General features: G+C 58.0%; 13 protein-coding genes. 4 read left to right on the top strand and 9 right to left on the bottom strand.

The features are described from left to right. Positions 1-102 precede the first annotated feature (102 nt). The gene (locus tag VN622_12110; GenBank protein ID HWR36604.1) at positions 103-594 is read left to right on the top strand and encodes a nuclear transport factor 2 family protein; all 492 of its coding nucleotides are present in this window, start codon (positions 103-105) and stop codon (positions 592-594) included. A 205-nt stretch (positions 595-799) separates the two neighbouring features. On the opposite strand, the gene rsmI is transcribed toward VN622_12110, so the two are convergent. Then, entirely contained in the window at positions 800-1,696 is an 897-nt protein-coding gene (rsmI, locus tag VN622_12105; GenBank protein ID HWR36603.1) for a 16S rRNA (cytidine(1402)-2'-O)-methyltransferase, read from the bottom strand. A gap of 124 nt (positions 1,697-1,820) precedes the next feature. Between rsmI and VN622_12100 the strand changes: the two genes are divergently transcribed. Continuing rightward, positions 1,821-2,159, top strand: a complete 339-nt coding sequence (locus VN622_12100) for a zinc ribbon domain-containing protein (protein ID HWR36602.1) — start codon at positions 1,821-1,823, stop codon at positions 2,157-2,159. Positions 2,160-2,217: 58 nt separating this feature from the next. Here the strand turns inward: VN622_12100 and VN622_12095 are convergent, their stop codons facing one another. Further along, positions 2,218-3,639, bottom strand: coding sequence for a DUF4382 domain-containing protein (locus VN622_12095; GenBank protein HWR36601.1), 1,422 nt, complete (start codon positions 3,637-3,639; stop codon positions 2,218-2,220). A gap of 575 nt (positions 3,640-4,214) precedes the next feature. Between VN622_12095 and VN622_12090 the strand changes: the two genes are divergently transcribed. Continuing rightward, positions 4,215-5,519 (top strand): citrate synthase, encoded by a 1,305-nt coding sequence (locus tag VN622_12090; GenBank protein HWR36600.1) that lies wholly within the window; start codon positions 4,215-4,217, stop codon positions 5,517-5,519. A gap of 316 nt (positions 5,520-5,835) precedes the next feature. Here VN622_12090 and VN622_12085 read toward each other — a convergent pair whose 3' ends face one another. Beyond that, entirely contained in the window at positions 5,836-6,252 is a 417-nt protein-coding gene (locus VN622_12085; GenBank protein HWR36599.1) for a DUF6496 domain-containing protein, read from the bottom strand. Then, a complete protein-coding gene (locus VN622_12080; protein HWR36598.1) occupies positions 6,155-6,469 on the bottom strand; it encodes a hypothetical protein in 315 nt (104 codons plus the stop codon). Before VN622_12080 ends, VN622_12085 begins: the two co-directional genes overlap by 98 nt. A 93-nt stretch (positions 6,470-6,562) precedes the next feature. Here VN622_12080 and VN622_12075 point away from each other — a divergent pair, with 93 nt between their 5' ends. Further along, complete coding sequence (locus tag VN622_12075) at positions 6,563-7,261, top strand: pirin family protein (protein ID HWR36597.1); 699 nt, start codon at positions 6,563-6,565, stop codon at positions 7,259-7,261. A 428-nt stretch (positions 7,262-7,689) separates the two neighbouring features. On the opposite strand, the gene clpB is transcribed toward VN622_12075, so the two are convergent. The 5 genes from clpB to VN622_12050 form a co-directional block, all read right to left on the bottom strand. Continuing rightward, positions 7,690-10,332, bottom strand: coding sequence for an ATP-dependent chaperone ClpB (gene clpB / locus VN622_12070; GenBank protein HWR36596.1), 2,643 nt, complete (start codon positions 10,330-10,332; stop codon positions 7,690-7,692). Positions 10,333-10,461: 129 nt separating this feature from the next. Continuing rightward, positions 10,462-10,935, bottom strand: a complete 474-nt coding sequence (locus tag VN622_12065; GenBank protein ID HWR36595.1) for an Hsp20/alpha crystallin family protein — start codon at positions 10,933-10,935, stop codon at positions 10,462-10,464. Positions 10,936-11,131: 196 nt separating this feature from the next. Beyond that, on the bottom strand, positions 11,132-12,316 hold the full coding sequence (locus tag VN622_12060; GenBank protein HWR36594.1) for a class I SAM-dependent rRNA methyltransferase: 1,185 nt from the start codon (positions 12,314-12,316) through the stop codon (positions 11,132-11,134). Positions 12,317-12,366: 50 nt separating this feature from the next. Further along, complete coding sequence (locus VN622_12055; protein ID HWR36593.1) at positions 12,367-13,470, bottom strand: tetratricopeptide repeat protein; 1,104 nt, start codon at positions 13,468-13,470, stop codon at positions 12,367-12,369. 21 nt (positions 13,471-13,491) lie between these two features. After that, a complete protein-coding gene (locus VN622_12050) occupies positions 13,492-14,556 on the bottom strand; it encodes a C4-type zinc ribbon domain-containing protein (GenBank protein HWR36592.1) in 1,065 nt (354 codons plus the stop codon). Positions 14,557-14,683: the final 127 nt, after the last annotated feature.

Raw genomic sequence — 14,683 nt, 5'->3', positions numbered from 1 at the left:
TCAATCTGCTCTTCCCAAAGACGTATAGGATGAAATTCGTATTTCCGGTACTATCCTGTGCGGGCAGAAGGATAAGTTGCAAAACGTCAGCAGGGGGAAAACATGCAGGTTTTATTGCGCATAGCGCTTATCTCAGTCGTCCTTACATTGGTTTTCGACGCTGCGGCACAGCAGACGCCGGCGGCCGCAACCCCTTCTCAACACACCACACAGGCGGATGCGCAAGAGCAGCAGGCAATCCGCAATGCCCTCAACTCATCTACCGCCGAGTGGAACAAAGGCAGTCTCGAAGGCTACATGGAAATCTATTGGAACTCGCCGGACGTCACCTTCGGCGGGGGTGCCTCGTTTACCAAGGGATACCAGCAGATTCTCGATCACTACAGGCGCATCTACCAGAGTCCCGGACGCGAGATGGGCAAACTCGACTTCCCGGAGATCAACGTCAATTTCCTCAGTGCCGACACCGCTCTTGTGCGCGGACGTTGGCACCTGAGGTTGACTACCAGAGAACCTCACGGCGTGTTCACGCTTATCATGAGGAAGTTTCCAGAGGGCTGGAAGATCATTCACGACCACTCGTCCGGCCAATAGGACGTCGCAGTCTCTGAGCTGCTGAGCTCCTGAGCTACTGAGAAGTTCAGGTTCGTTGTCTTCTGAGCGAAGCGACGCAGTCGCGGAGTCGAAGAACCCCTTTCATCTGCACGGAGCTGACAAAAGGGATCCTTCGACTTCGGGCTTACGCCCTTCGCTCAGGAAGACAAAGTCGAGCGGCCTAACAGATCAGTAGCTCAGCAGCTTACTGCTTCGTCTTCTGTAACTCCCGATAGACTTCGCTCTTGCTGACGCCCATCTCTTTAGCGATGCGCTTCATCGCTTCTTTTTCATCGACGTCTTCAGTCTTCATCAGCTCGCGAACGCGCTGGCGCACATTCTTCTGCGTGACGACAGGCGCACCCTGGTCCTCGGCCTTTCCGATCAGCAGTGTGATCTCGCCGCGAATCTCATCGCGCGCTTTCAGTGTTTCCAGCACCTCGGCCACCTGTCCGCGCAGGAACTCTTCGTAAATCTTCGTCACTTCCCGTGCGACAACTACATGTCGATTCGGACCTAGCACGTCGGCGATATCTTCCAGCGAGTCAAGCAAACGATGGGGAGCTTCGTAGAAAATCTGCGTTCGTGGCGAATCTTTGACGCTCTCCAGCAACTTTCGGCGTTGTCCGCTCTTCACCGGCAGGAATCCGCTGAAGCGGAACGCGTCGGTCGGAAGGCCGCTCGCGACCAGTGCCGCCAGAAATGCCGACGCACCCGGGATGGGCACCACCGGGATGTGATGCCGAATTGCCAGCGAGATCAACCGGAAGCCGGGATCGGAGATGCCGGGCATGCCCGCATCCGTCACCATCGCGATCGACGAGCCTTGCTCCAACTGCATGATCAACTCAGCCGCACGTGTCAGTTCGTTGTGCTCGTGATAGCTGATGCAGCGCTTCTCGATATCGTAGTGGTTCAGCAGCTTCTGCGTCTGCCGAGTATCCTCGCAGGCGATCAGGTCCACTTCCTTCAGGGTACGCACGGCGCGGAATGTGATGTCTTCCAGGTTGCCGATGGGTGTGGCAACAAGATACAGCGCCGGACTCTTCGGCTGCCGCTGCGGGCTGGAACCATTGTTCGCCATTGCCGCGAAGTTTACCACTGCTGCACCTCGCCTTGCCGTGCGATTGCCCCCTAAATTGACGCCCAACTCTCATCGACCTAGAATCAAAGTGAGTAGCCGCTTACAGTGGAACGCTTGTTCTATCGCTTTTGAGGGAGTCTCTGTGCCGCTTTACGAGTACCAGTGCAAGAGTTGTCAACATCGCTTTGAAAAGATCCAGAAATTTTCCGATCCGCTCGTCACCAAATGCCCGGAGTGTGGCAAAGAACAGGTCGAGCAGATGATCTCCGCCCCTGCCGTGCAGTTCAAGGGCTCAGGTTGGTACGTGACCGATTACGCCAAGAAGAACTCCAGCCAGGGTTCCAGCGGATCGAATGGCTCGAAGATCGAAGCCAACGCTTCCAGCTCAGACTCGAAGTCTGCGGCGAAGCCTGAATCGAAGTCCGAGGCAAAAACCTCCTCCGGCTCACCTGCTGCCGCGAAATCTGCCTCTGAAAAATAGGGAGCACGGATTTCTCCGTGCCCCCTATTCCCGTTTCACCGTCTTCAGCGATTCACTTCTACTGGCATCCCGTAAACGTCCCTGTTGACGCCGCCGAGCTCGCTCCTGGCGTCACCGTCAGCGCGCCTCCGCCTGCTAGTGTCGCAACCGTGACCTCGGAAGGCGAGCAGTCGGGCGTAGCACCGGAACCCTGTACGAAAGCCCGTGCGTTCACTGAGTACGCCACTGGCGTCGTCGTCGCCTGCGTGTATGTCGTCCCAGCGGCTGCGAACGTGCCGACGTTCGGCTGCATTGCCGGAACGGATAGCGTGTAGCTCGCACATGCGGTGTTGGCCGGGCAGCTTGCATCCGTAGTGGTCGGCACCGTCGCCGTTGCCGAAGATTGCTGAGCCAGGGGAACCACGATGTTCACCGTCGTGCCGCCCACCGTGATCGACTGCAACGTCGCAAGCGTCACGTCCGCAACCGTCGCTGTTCCCTTCGTCGTTGTCACTTGCCCTGTGATCGAAGCGGGTGCCGTGCTCGTGCCCGTCTGTGCCACCATGGGAATATTCCCCAAGGCATTGCCGGGCTGCACTCCCGTTGCGACCGTAGCCGCATAGGCGACTCCCGAGCCGCTCACCGCAACCGCCACCACGTCATACGTACCCGTGGGAACTGGGCAAAGAACAAAATTGCCGCTCGCGTCCGGCGTCACCTGCATGACGACGCGATTCACTCCGCTGGCATCGCGGCTCTCAAGCGCCACGATCGCCTTGCCGCCTACGATGGGCGCATTCGTCGTCTGGTCCACCAGTTTGCCGCTCACGGAACTGGACGTCAGCTTAACTTCGCCGGCATGTAGAACCGGCTTCAGCCGGAAGCGCCCGCCAGTTTGCGACACAATTGAGGCGCACGCGTCGAAGTCGATGTTCAAATCTTTCGTCTCGCCCGCGGCAATAACGAACTTGCCCCCGGCTAGCTGCCCTGAAGGAATTTTGATTCCTGTGCGCGATTCACTCGAGAGGTCCAGCGCATGCACGCTGTTGTCCGCCGCCAGTACAACGCAGTTCGCCGCGCCGTTGCACTTGTTGCCCGTAATTGTTCCCGCCGCCGCATCGTCCGCCAGGTAAACCCTTATCTGCTGATACGTGCCCGGCTGCAACGCTGTTTGCGAACCCAGCATAGCCAGGAAGCAATTGTTGTTTGCGATGCCGAGCAGGTCGACCTGCTGTGGCGCCTTGCTCAGATCCGGCGTCAGGTCCACCCAGCCGCCATCATTCTCATTTGCCGACGCGCTGGTATGGATCTTCACGTCTTTGATCGTCACGTACACATGCCCGAAAGCACCACTCGGCCCCGCGCATGTCGGCGGATCGCTGAGAGATAGATTCACCCTAGCCATCTGCGTACTAGTAGAACCGCCACCACCACCGCAACCCACGGCGATAGCGATCGTTAACACGGCCGCCACCGACATCCACAATAATTTCCGTCGCATTCTTGCCCTCCAAACATAAACAACGCACTTAAATTGCACGTTTAGCGCCAACTGAGCACGGCACGACATACGCCGAGCGAAGCTCAATGTTCCTGCAACACTGGCGCGGAGGAAAGTTACCGAGGTCGACGAAAAGCGCGAATCCGGACAGCCCAGCCCATAGCCCGGCGGCGACCGGAGGCGGGTGGAAATTTTACTCCGGCTAGCAGTTTGTATTCATGACTACTTAGTAAAGGACTTCGAAACGCCGGCAATTGACAAAGCCGGGTTACGCAGCCCGGATGATGTGATATGAATTGAACGTCACTAGAAGTAGTGATGGCGCTCACAGAATCTCGTGCGCAATTCGACCAGAATTTGCCGCCATCGGATTTGCTGGCATTCGCAAAAACGTTCGTGTCTTTGTAACGGTCGCCACCATAAGCTTGCGCTGGATCCGTGGGGACCGGTCCGCAGACCTGTACGAATCGAACTCATTAAACCGGGATGCCGAGCATCCCTGCCAGAACCACGCGCCATACGGTTCGTTCGTGTATGTCGCGCATCAAGCAAGCAGTGCCCCAGGAGGAACCGTGATGAAGAACGACACCCTAACGGTCATCGACAATCGCACTAACATCAACTACTCGCTCCCCGTCGAGAACGGCACCGTCCGAGCCATCGATCTGCGCCAGATCAAGACCGACCTTGACGACTTCGGCCTTATGACTTACGACCCCGCCTTCACTAACACGGCCTCCTGCAAAAGCTCTATTACCTACATCGACGGTGATCGCGGAATCCTGCGCTATCGCGGCTACAGCATCGAGGACCTCGCTGAGCATTGCACCTTCCTGGACGTTGCCTACCTGCTGCTCAACGGCGAACTGCCCGAAAGAGAACAGAGCGGAGCGTGGGCGTACGAAATTACGCGCCACTCCATGCTGCACGAGACGGTACGCGAGTTCATTCAGCGCTTCCGCTACGATGCGCACCCGATGGCGATTCTGTGCAGCACCGTTGCTGCGCTGTCCGCTGTCTATCCGGAAGCTGCCAAGGTCACAGACCCCGCTGTCCGGCGCCGCCAGATCGTTCGCCTCATTGCCAAGATGCCGACCATTGCCGCCGCTTCTTATCGGCACCGCCTCGGTTTTCCGTACGTCTTTCCGGACAACGATCTCGACTACACCGGCAATTTCATGAACATGATGTGGAAGATGGTCGAGCCGAAGTACGTGGCCAACCCCGTGCTCGCCCGCGCGCTGGACATTCTCTTTGTACTGCACGCGGATCACGAACAGAACGCCAGCACCAACACCATGCGTAGCGTCGGCAGTACCCAGGCAGATCCGTACCTTTGCACGTCGGCGGCAGCAACCGCGCTGAGCGGGCCATTGCACGGCGGCGCCAATGAAGCCGTGCTGCGTATGCTCGACGAAATCGGAACGGTTGGTAATGTCCCCAATTTCGTCGCGCAGGTCAAAGGCGGAGGCGGCAAGCTCATGGGCTTCGGACACCGCGTTTACAAGAACTACGACCCGCGCGCCCGCATCATTAAGCAGGTAGCAACGCAGGTCTTCGAGGTCACCGGACGCAATCCCCGCCTCGACATCGCGCTTGAACTCGAACGCATCGCGCTTGAAGATGAGTACTTCGTTGCACGCAAGCTGTACCCGAACGTGGACTTCTATTCGGGCATCATCCTGCAAGCCATGGGATTCAAGCCGGAGATGTTCCCCGTCCTCTTCGCCATCGCGCGTACCGCCGGATGGCTCTCGCAATGGGATGAACTGATGCGTGACCCCGAGCAGAAGATCTCGCGCCCACGGCAGGTTTACACCGGACACGAACTTCGGAAGGTTCAGGACGCAAAGAAGGTCCCGGCGGCATCAGCCCGCTAGCCGGACATTCGCGCTCGCACCGTTCAGTTGTATTAGTTGTAAAGTCGATACAAAAGGCCACGGCTTGTCCGTGGCCTTTTGTATCGTTGAATCACTGAGTCCGCCGCTCATTGTCTTCTGAGCGCAGCGACGGAGTCGCGGAGTCGAAGGGCCCCTACGACCGGCATGATGCTGGCAAGAGGGCTCCTTCGACTCGGGTTGGGATCCTCCCTCAGGAAGACAATTGGTTTTGGAGCAACTCAGTGCTTATTGGCTCAGTGGCTCAACAGCTCAGAGACTCAGCAGCTCAGCAGCTCCGAGCGATGCCGCCGCCGCGTCACGCCGCTCTGCGGGGCGGAACTTTCGCACCCTCGCGCCGGGCTTTCGACAATCCGATTGCGATTGCTTGTTTTGGATTGCGCGCGCTATGGCGGCCTTGCTTCATATGCCGCATTTCGGTCGCTACTTCCTCCTGAGCTTTAGGCCCGTACCGCGGTGTTGACCGTCGCGAACGCGCCGTCGGCTTCGATCCCGTGTTACGCCGACGACCACTGCTGCGCGTTTCGCCGCTACGATTCGAAGCCGCCGACTTTCGAGACACCGATTTTCGGGATGCCGCTGTTCGGTTCACTAATTTTCGGCTTGAAGTGCTGGATTCACGACTGGCAGTGGCGCGAGAAGCGGCCCGCGCGGAACCTGCGCCGGTTCGACCGGCGGATGCCGATTTGCGCGCAGTGGTCTTCCGGCCCGCCATCTTGCGAGCCGTCGTATTGCGAGCTGACGTGTTGCGAGCTGACGCCGTGCGCCCCGCGGTCTTTCGCCCTGCGGTCTTGCGTGCGCTCGAACTGCTTCCGCCGCGTGACGCTGTGCTCTTTCTGCCCGTTGCGCCTTTTGTTCCCGAGGACCGCGAACTCGATTTCTTCGTTCCTGCCATGTGGTTTAGCCTCCAAAGTAATCAGACGCGGTTGCAAAAGTGCGAGGTTGCGCGCTCCCCTGGCGCCAGTCAGCGTCGCTGAATCCTCCGCTCGCGGAATGAATCGAATAATTATCGGTTGAGGTGAGACATGATTAGGGTTCGACACGCGGAGGAACGCGGCCATTTCGATCACGGCTGGCTGAAGACGTATCATACGTTTTCATTTTCTGATTACTACGATCCCGAACACATGCACTTCCGCGCGCTGCGCGTCATCAACGAAGACTTTGTTGCGCCCGGTCAAGGCTTCGGCAAACATCCGCACCGCGACATGGAGATCGTTACGTATGTCCTCGAGGGCGCGCTCGAACACCGCGACTCGCTCGGCAACGGTTCCATCATCCGCCCCGGCGACGGACAGCGAATGACGGCCGGCAAGGGCATCGTTCACAGCGAGTTCAATCCCTCGCGAACGGACACCGTGCATCTTTTGCAAATTTGGATTATGCCCAGCACCAAGGGCCTGAAGCCTGAGTACGAGCAGAAGTCGTTTCCGCCGGAGGACAAGCACGGACGCTGGCGACTGATTGCCGCTCGCGATGGTGCCGACGGTGCGGTCACCGTTCATCAGGATGTCAAGCTGTTCGTGGCCAACTTGACCGCCGGTGACGAAATTCCGTACACGCTCGACGCCGCACGATATGCATGGCTGCAAGTTGCGCGCGGCTCAGTCGAGTTGAACGGCGTAGCCTTGAAGCAGGGTGATGGAGTTGCCGTGCAAGCAGAACCGGAGCTCGCGCTGAAAGCGACCGAGAACGCCGAGGTCCTTCTCTTCGATCTCGCCTAGCGGTTGATTTGATTAACTTCGATTCGCGTAACTTTGATTTCACTTAACTTTGATTCGCATAAGAGCGTCGCGCAGACACACGAAAGGCCCACCGGTGTCACGGCAATTGCCGTCATTGCGGGCCTTACTTTTCTCGAGGCACACGAAGCGTTCCTCTCTCGATGCACACGAAGCGCTCCTCCTGCCCGCTTTGTGCTCTCGTGTGTCGTCCTACTGAGCTGCTGAGTCTTTGAGCTACTGAGCTGCTGAGTCACTGCACAACCAATTTGTCTTCCTGAGCGAGGGCGTAAGCCCGAGTCGAAGGATCCCTTTTGTCAGTTCCGTGCAGATGAAAGGGCTCCTTCGACTCCGCGACTGCGTCGCTGCGCTCAGGAAGACACACGAGAGCACAAAGGCTCAGCAGCTCAGTAGCTAAGCAGCTCAGTAGCTCACACTCGCGTTGCCGTCGGCTCGCGCTCGGCGTGGCGCTCCACCTTGAACGTAAGCTTGTCGCCGTCGGCATCCACCACCACGTGGTCGCCGTGGAGGACTTCCCCATCCAGGATCTTCAGCGCCAACGAATCCTGTACGAGTCGCTGAATCGCCCGCTTCAGCGGACGCGCACCGTAATTCATATCGTACCCGTATGTAGTGAGCACGCGCTTCGCCGCATCCGTCAGCTCCAGCGAAATCTTGCGGCCCGCCAAGAGCCTGCGTACGTCCTCAAGTCGCAGTTCTATGATCTGCGACAGTTGCTCCATTCCGAGCGGATTGAAGATGATCACGTCATCCACGCGGTTCAGGAACTCCGGCTTGAAGTGTTCCTGCAACGCGTCCATCACGCGCTTGCGTGCTTCCTCAAACGCTTCGGGAGTACGCAAGCCTTCCGCCTGCAGATACACGGATCCTATGTTCGAAGTCATGATTATGATCGTGTTCTTGAAGTCCACGATGCGGCCCTTGCCGTCCGTCAGCCGACCGTCATCCATGATCTGCAGGAAGACGTTGAACACATCCGGATGCGCCTTCTCGACCTCATCAAACAGCACGACCGAATAGGGACGCCGCCGCACAGCCTCGGTCAACTGCCCGCCCTCCTCGTAGCCAACGTATCCCGGAGGCGCGCCGATCAGCCGCGACACTGCGTGCTTCTCCATGTATTCGCTCATGTCGATGCGAACCATTGCATGCTCGTCGTCAAACAGGAACTCCGCGAGCGCACGCGCAAGCTCCGTCTTACCAACGCCCGTCGGCCCCAGAAAGATGAACGAACCGATCGGACGCCGCGGATCGCTCAGTCCGGCACGCGAACGTCGTATCGCGTTCGCCACGTGCTGCAGCGCCGCATCCTGCCCAATCACGCGCCGGCGGAGCCGATCCTCCATCTCGATCAATTTCTTAACTTCGCCTTCCAGCATCCTCGACACTGGAATGCCAGTCCACTTGCTGACGATGCGCGCGACATCTTCTTCATCCACTTCTTCCTTCAACATACGCGCACTGCCGTTCGTTGATGCCCCGTCGAGTTTTGCATTCAGAACCTGTAACTCGGCCTCGGCCTGCCGCAGATCGCCGTAGCGAATCTGCGCCACGCGCTCGTAATTGCCGAAGCGCTCTTCGCGCTGCTCTTCCAGCTTCAGGTTCTCGATGCGCTCTTTCAGTTCGCGCACTCGCGTGATGGATTCCTTCTCGTTCTTCCACCGTGCCTTTAAGACATTCGCCTGCTCGCGAAGTTCCGCAAGCTCTCGTTCCAATACCTGCAGTCGCTCCTTCGAGTTCGGGTCTTGTTCCTTCTTCAACGCCTCGCGCTCGATCTCCAGTTGTGTAGCGCGGCGTTCAAGCTGATCGATTTCCGTTGGCATCGAGTCAATCTGAATTCGCAGAGAAGCTGCCGCCTCATCGATCAGGTCAATCGCTTTGTCCGGCAGAAACCGGTCGGTGATATAGCGATGAGACAGCGTTGCCGCCGCAACAATCGCCGAATCCTTGATGCGGACGCCGTGATGCACTTCGTACTTCTCTTTCAGCCCGCGCAGGATGGCGATGGTGTCTTCCACGTTCGGCTCGCCCACGAAAACAATTTGGAAGCGGCGCTCCAGCGCGGCGTCTTTTTCGATGTACTTGCGATATTCGGCGAGCGTGGTCGCACCAATCGCGCGGAGTTCACCGCGCGCCAGCGCTGGCTTCAGCATGTTGCTGGCATCGATCGCGCCCTCGGCGGCTCCCGCGCCCACCAGCGTGTGCAGCTCATCGATGAACAGGATGATTCTTCCCTCGGATTCCTCAATCTCCTTCAACACGGCCTTCAGACGATCTTCAAACTCGCCGCGATACTTCGCGCCTGCCAGCATCGCGCCCAGGTCGAGCGACACCACGCGCTTGTTCTTCAACTGCTCCGGCACATCGCCTGAAACGATTCGCTGCGCCAGGCCCTCGACAATCGCTGTTTTTCCAACGCCCGGTTCGCCGATCAACACAGGGTTGTTCTTAGTCCTGCGCGACAGCACCTGGACAACGCGACGGACTTCCTCGTCACGCCCGATCACCGGATCGAGTTTGCCCCTCCTCGCCAGCTCCGTCAGGTCGCGAGCGTATCGCTCAAGCGCCTGGTACTTGGCCTCGGGGTTCTGGTCCGTTACCGACTGGCTTCCGCGCACTACGCTCAAGGCCTTCAGGATGGTTTCGTAGGTCGCGCCCGCAGCGATCAGGATCTTCTGCGCTGGGTCGCGTTTCAATTGCGGTATCGCCAGCAACATGTGCTCGGTGGAGACGTACTCGTCCTTGAAGTTTGACGCCTCCTTGAAAGCGCTATCCAGCAGCTGCGACGCCGAATCGGAAAGATGTGGTTGGGCGGAGGCGCCCGATAGCTTCGGAAGGCGCTCAATCTCCCTGGTCGCTGCCGCCGACAATGCCAGCGCCTGAATTCCGATTTTTGCGAGCAACGGCCCAACAATGCCTTCGCGATCTTCCAACAGCGCCAGCAGCACGTGTACCGGCATCAACTCCGGATTGCCGTGCTCGGACGCCAACTCGCTCGCGCGCTGCACCGCCTCCTGCGCCTTCACCGTCAACTTGTCCCAACGTATCGCCATCTCTAAGCTCCGTACCTTTTACTTCCTTTTTGCAAAATTGCGGGGAGACAAGGTTTGCCCCCCATCTCCCCATTCGTTCGATTCGCGTCCGCCGCTTTTCGTGCGCCGTTATTATTTTTGGTGCGCCAGTTATGCTGCTTCCAGCGTCTTGCCGCCACCGCCGATTTTGATCTGCTTCGGTTTGGCTTCTGCGCGCTTGCCCAGGCGGATTTTCAACAGGCCCTTGTCATAGTCGGCCTTCACGTCTTCGCTGTTCACCGTGTTCGGCAACATGAACTGGCGAGAGAAGTTGCCGTAACGACGCTCCACGCGACGGAAGTTATCTTCTTTTTCGTCCTTCTCGAATTTGCGCTCTCCACTCACTGTCAGAACATTGTTCTCCAATTGAATGTGGATGTCCTTCTCGTCGATCCCCGGGACTTCCATTCGCAACTGTACGCTGTGCTCATCCTCATATACATCGACCGGAGGCATGAATGCGGTAGCAGTCAGGCTATCCTCGGAGCCCATCCCGCTCCCGTACTGCTGGTTGAACAGACGGTTCATCCGTTCCTGCAAAGTGGAAATCTCACGGAAAGGTTCCCAACGCGTTAGCATCGCCATGATCTTTTACCTCCAAAACGCAACTTGAATGTCATTGTTGCAAATGCTGAACAAGCGCGAATCTCTGGTTCAGCGTACAAATAGCATAAAATATGAGCGCATCGCTGTCAAGTTGAGGAAGTAATATTTTTATTCAACAGCTTACAAACAGAAAAAGCGCCTTGAAGGCGCTTTGTTTCCTGCTTTTCAAATAGCTCTAGGTGATTTGGCAGATGATGCACTTCAGATAGCTGGTTTCAGGTACCGTAAGCAGAACTGGATGGTCCTGCGCCTGAACTCGCTTTTCGAGAATTCTGACCTGACGCCGGGCGTCCACGGCTGCCGAGGTCAGCATTTGCAGGAATTCGGCCTCGCTCACGTGGTAGGAGCACGAGCAGGTTACGAGCACTCCCCCGGCCTTTACCATCTTCAATGCCCGTAGGTTCAGTTCCTTATAACCCCGAACGGCCGTGTCGAGGGTCCGTTTCGTCTTCGCAAATGCCGGCGGATCGAGCACGACAGTGTCGTACTCCTCGCCGCCATCGGAGTAGTCGCGTAGCAGGTCGAAGGCGTTTGCCTCCACCCACTCGATTTCGCGCCCGTTGTAGAGGCCGGCATTCAATGCTGCATTCTGATTGGCGATTTCCAGCGCCGGACGCGACGCGTCCACACCCGTCACCTGCTCACATGTCCGCGCCAGATGCAGCGCAAAGCCGCCTTGATAGCAGAAGACGTCCAGAGCCCGGCCATGCGCATACCTTTCCGCCGCCGAGTAGTTCTCGCGCTGATCGAGAAACGCGCCGGTCTTCTGCCCGCCGTGTGCGTCGTACTGGAACCTCAGGCCGTTCATAGTGAACGTTGTGCTGCTCTTGGGCTGCGCGCCGTCCCTGGTCCAAATAACGCCACCCTCAAGCGGCGGCAGCTGCTCCAGTTCGCGAATCCGAGGCTCCACGCGCTCCACGATGCATACCGGATCGAGTTCCTGCACAAGTTCCCGCAGCACCGCTTCTCGCACCGGTGCCTGATCCATCGCTTGCGTAAGCACTTGCAACGAAAGCATATCGTTGTAGCGGTCCACGATCAGTCCCGGCAGAAAATCCGCCTCGCTGAAGACGACGCGATAGGCATTGGTATCGCGCACCACGTTGCGACGGTAGTGGATGGCGGCGCGCACGCGCTCCGCAACCACCTCCGCCGTGCGCTCCGCCGGTATCGCTTGCGAGCCCAACATGCGAATCGCGATCTGCGAGGTGCTGCTATAAAGCGCTGTGCCGTAGAAGCTCGCGTGATCGTCGTAAACTGACACCGTGGAAGCCGGAGCGATGTTGCGTGCTGATTTGATGTCGGACTGGTAAACCCATACGTGTCCGCTGCGCAGGCGGGCTGCTCCGCGAGGGCTCACGATCACGCGAGGATTGTTGCTTGTATCTGTCGTAGGTGTAAACGTGCGGCTCAGTGGGATTCGACCTGTACTTGTTTTCCGAGTTCAGAGATTGCCTCGCGCGCTTTCAGCGTGAGCGGACTCTGGGGTGCTTCCTTCAGAAATAGCGTGTACTCGGTGATCGCTTCCGAAGGTCTGTTCAACTGCTGCAACGCGGAACCCGCAGCGTAATGGCCAAGCGCCTGGCCGTCGTGCGGAATCGTATGAAGCTTCCGCGCGTTGCTCACTACCTGTTCCAGGTTGCCGGCGAGAAAGTCCGCCTGGCACGCCATCGAAAGCGCCTCTGCATTGAGCGGTTCAGTCGAAAGCGATTTCTTCAGCAACTCGCTTGCCTGCTTATAGTCATTGTCTTGCAGCGCCAGTCTCGCCAGGTTTACATACGCTCGTGCAAACTTGTCATTAATCTTGAGCGCGGCCTCGAATGCCTGCTGTCCACCTGCGCGGTCTCCCTGCTTCATCCGTACCACGCCAAGGTTGTTCCACGCCTGGTCGAACTGCGGATAGATCTGCGTTGCGCGATCAAAGTGTTCGCGAGCTTTGTCGAGCTTGCCGTTCCCTAGCGCTTCATTGCCAGCGTCGAGTTCCTTCTGCGCCTTTCGGGGTATCTTTAGGGCTGAGGCCGAAACCATCGACTTGTCCTTCGCAGTAGCGGGTTTCTCTCCCTTTCGGCGCACCTGCATCATCAGCATACGATCGGAGCGCCCGGGCTCCACGCCTTCCGCCCATACCTCTTCGATCTCGGGACCGAAGACCCGTACGCGATAGGTGGGATAAATGCGAACATTGCCCTTCTGTATCTGGCCGACGACCTCGAAAGTGGCCGAGCCCTCGCTGTCGGGGGACTGCTCACCTAGCGTGGACCCATTCTCGTCGATGACCTGGATACGAATCTGCATTGTTGTCCCGGCGCCTGTTACATACGCTACGCCAGGACCGCTGCGCTCCTGAGCATTAACTCCTGGTTGTGCGGAGCTCCCCGCCTGCTGTCGATTGTCGGCGGAGAGCGTGAGCTTTATGCGGAACGTCACCATCTGAGCGGTAGCGGTTTGTGCGACAAGCGCAGGAGCGGCGCAGGCGATAAAAAGCACTACGAGAAGCGCGCATCGACTACGCATCAGGAGGAGGCTCCCAGCCAGCTACTGTCCGTTTTCAGTGACTGTACGATTCGGTGCTTGCCGCTGTAACTCAGTGAGCAATTCCGGCGGTAGGGCGTCCTTGCAGTCCTGTTCCAGGTTCGGGTTATGATCCAGGAACAGCGGCCGGCCGTTTTCGATATATTCACGGAAAGCCTGTCTGAAACTCTGCCCCTTCACAACTTTCGGAGGAGCCAAGGCTAAACCAGTCCGGCGGTCAAAGGTGCGCAGACTGCAACTGCCTTTGGAGTTCACCAGCACGGCGAAAACCCCGTTCTCGCCTTCGTCAAGGTAAACCCATTCCCGCTCGATGGCGCCGCCAGCCTTGGAGCCAGTCTTCGCCTTCGGATCTTCTGCCGGCTCGTTCGCCGGGTCATAGTAAAGAATGCGGCTGCAGGAATCGCAAATCTGCACCCCTTCGTTGCCGCGAACTTCGTTATAAATCTGCGGACGCAGCAACACCTGGCAGGCCGTGCAGCGCTGTTCCCGCGCTTCCGCAATTCCCGAGCCACGCGCCTTCAGCAAGCGCTCGTAATGTTCGAGGATGTTCGGGTTCACGCCGCTGCGAAGATCGTTGCGCTTCGCGTTCTGCTCCGCCAAAGCCTTTTCGTCCACGGCAGTCCGCGTGCGTGCGTGCTCTTTTTCTTTTTCGATTTCGGCGCGCTCTGCTTTCAGCTCTGCTTCGGCCGCCTTGAGGACGTTTTCCTTCACGTCGGCATCGAGCATAGTCTCCAGAATCTTATCTTCCAGAGCCTTGATGTTCTGCTCGGCGAACTGTATCTCCTGCATGAGAGCCTTGTATTGATCGTTGGTCTTCACCGCAAGCGATTGTTCGCGGTACTTGGAAATCTTGTCGTTTTGTGACTGGATTTCAGATTCGTACTTACGACGCGCGGCCTCATCGGCCTTGATGGCAGCTTTTGCCTTTTCCAGGCGGTCGTTGGAGTCCGCGAGTTGCGCCTCGATCGCCTGTACGCGCTTGGGCAGTGCTGCAATTTCAGCGTTTAGACGCGTGATTTCAGCGTCCACCTTCTGCAGTTCAATGAGTTTTACAAGGTCAGGATTCATTTAGTGGACTATTGTGGCTGTGGAAAATTCTAGCACGCTTGGGTGAAATCCTCGTGATCTCAGCTCCGCTTCGGAAAATCGATCCGGCGGCTAGCGCCCAAAACTTCGTCCACTTAAGCATTTCGCC

This window comes from Clostridia bacterium (genome assembly GCA_035561135.1).
Taxonomy (GTDB): Bacteria; Acidobacteriota; Terriglobia; order Terriglobales; family Acidobacteriaceae; genus DATMYA01.
This window is presented reverse-complemented; position numbering and strand designations above follow the sequence as displayed.

Coding starts and splice junctions, on each gene's coding strand:
- VN622_12090 (HWR36600.1), top strand. CDS start 4,215: ATGAAGAACGACACCCTAACGGTCATCGACAATCGCACTAACATCAAC.
- VN622_12110 (HWR36604.1), top strand. CDS start 103: ATGCAGGTTTTATTGCGCATAGCGCTTATCTCAGTCGTCCTTACATTG.
- clpB (HWR36596.1), bottom strand. CDS start 10,332: ATGGCGATACGTTGGGACAAGTTGACGGTGAAGGCGCAGGAGGCGGTG.
- VN622_12050 (HWR36592.1), bottom strand. CDS start 14,556: ATGAATCCTGACCTTGTAAAACTCATTGAACTGCAGAAGGTGGACGCT.
- VN622_12085 (HWR36599.1), bottom strand. CDS start 6,252: ATGGCGGGCCGGAAGACCACTGCGCGCAAATCGGCATCCGCCGGTCGA.
- VN622_12055 (HWR36593.1), bottom strand. CDS start 13,470: ATGCGTAGTCGATGCGCGCTTCTCGTAGTGCTTTTTATCGCCTGCGCC.
- VN622_12065 (HWR36595.1), bottom strand. CDS start 10,935: ATGGCGATGCTAACGCGTTGGGAACCTTTCCGTGAGATTTCCACTTTG.
- VN622_12095 (HWR36601.1), bottom strand. CDS start 3,639: ATGCGACGGAAATTATTGTGGATGTCGGTGGCGGCCGTGTTAACGATC.
- VN622_12075 (HWR36597.1), top strand. CDS start 6,563: ATGATTAGGGTTCGACACGCGGAGGAACGCGGCCATTTCGATCACGGC.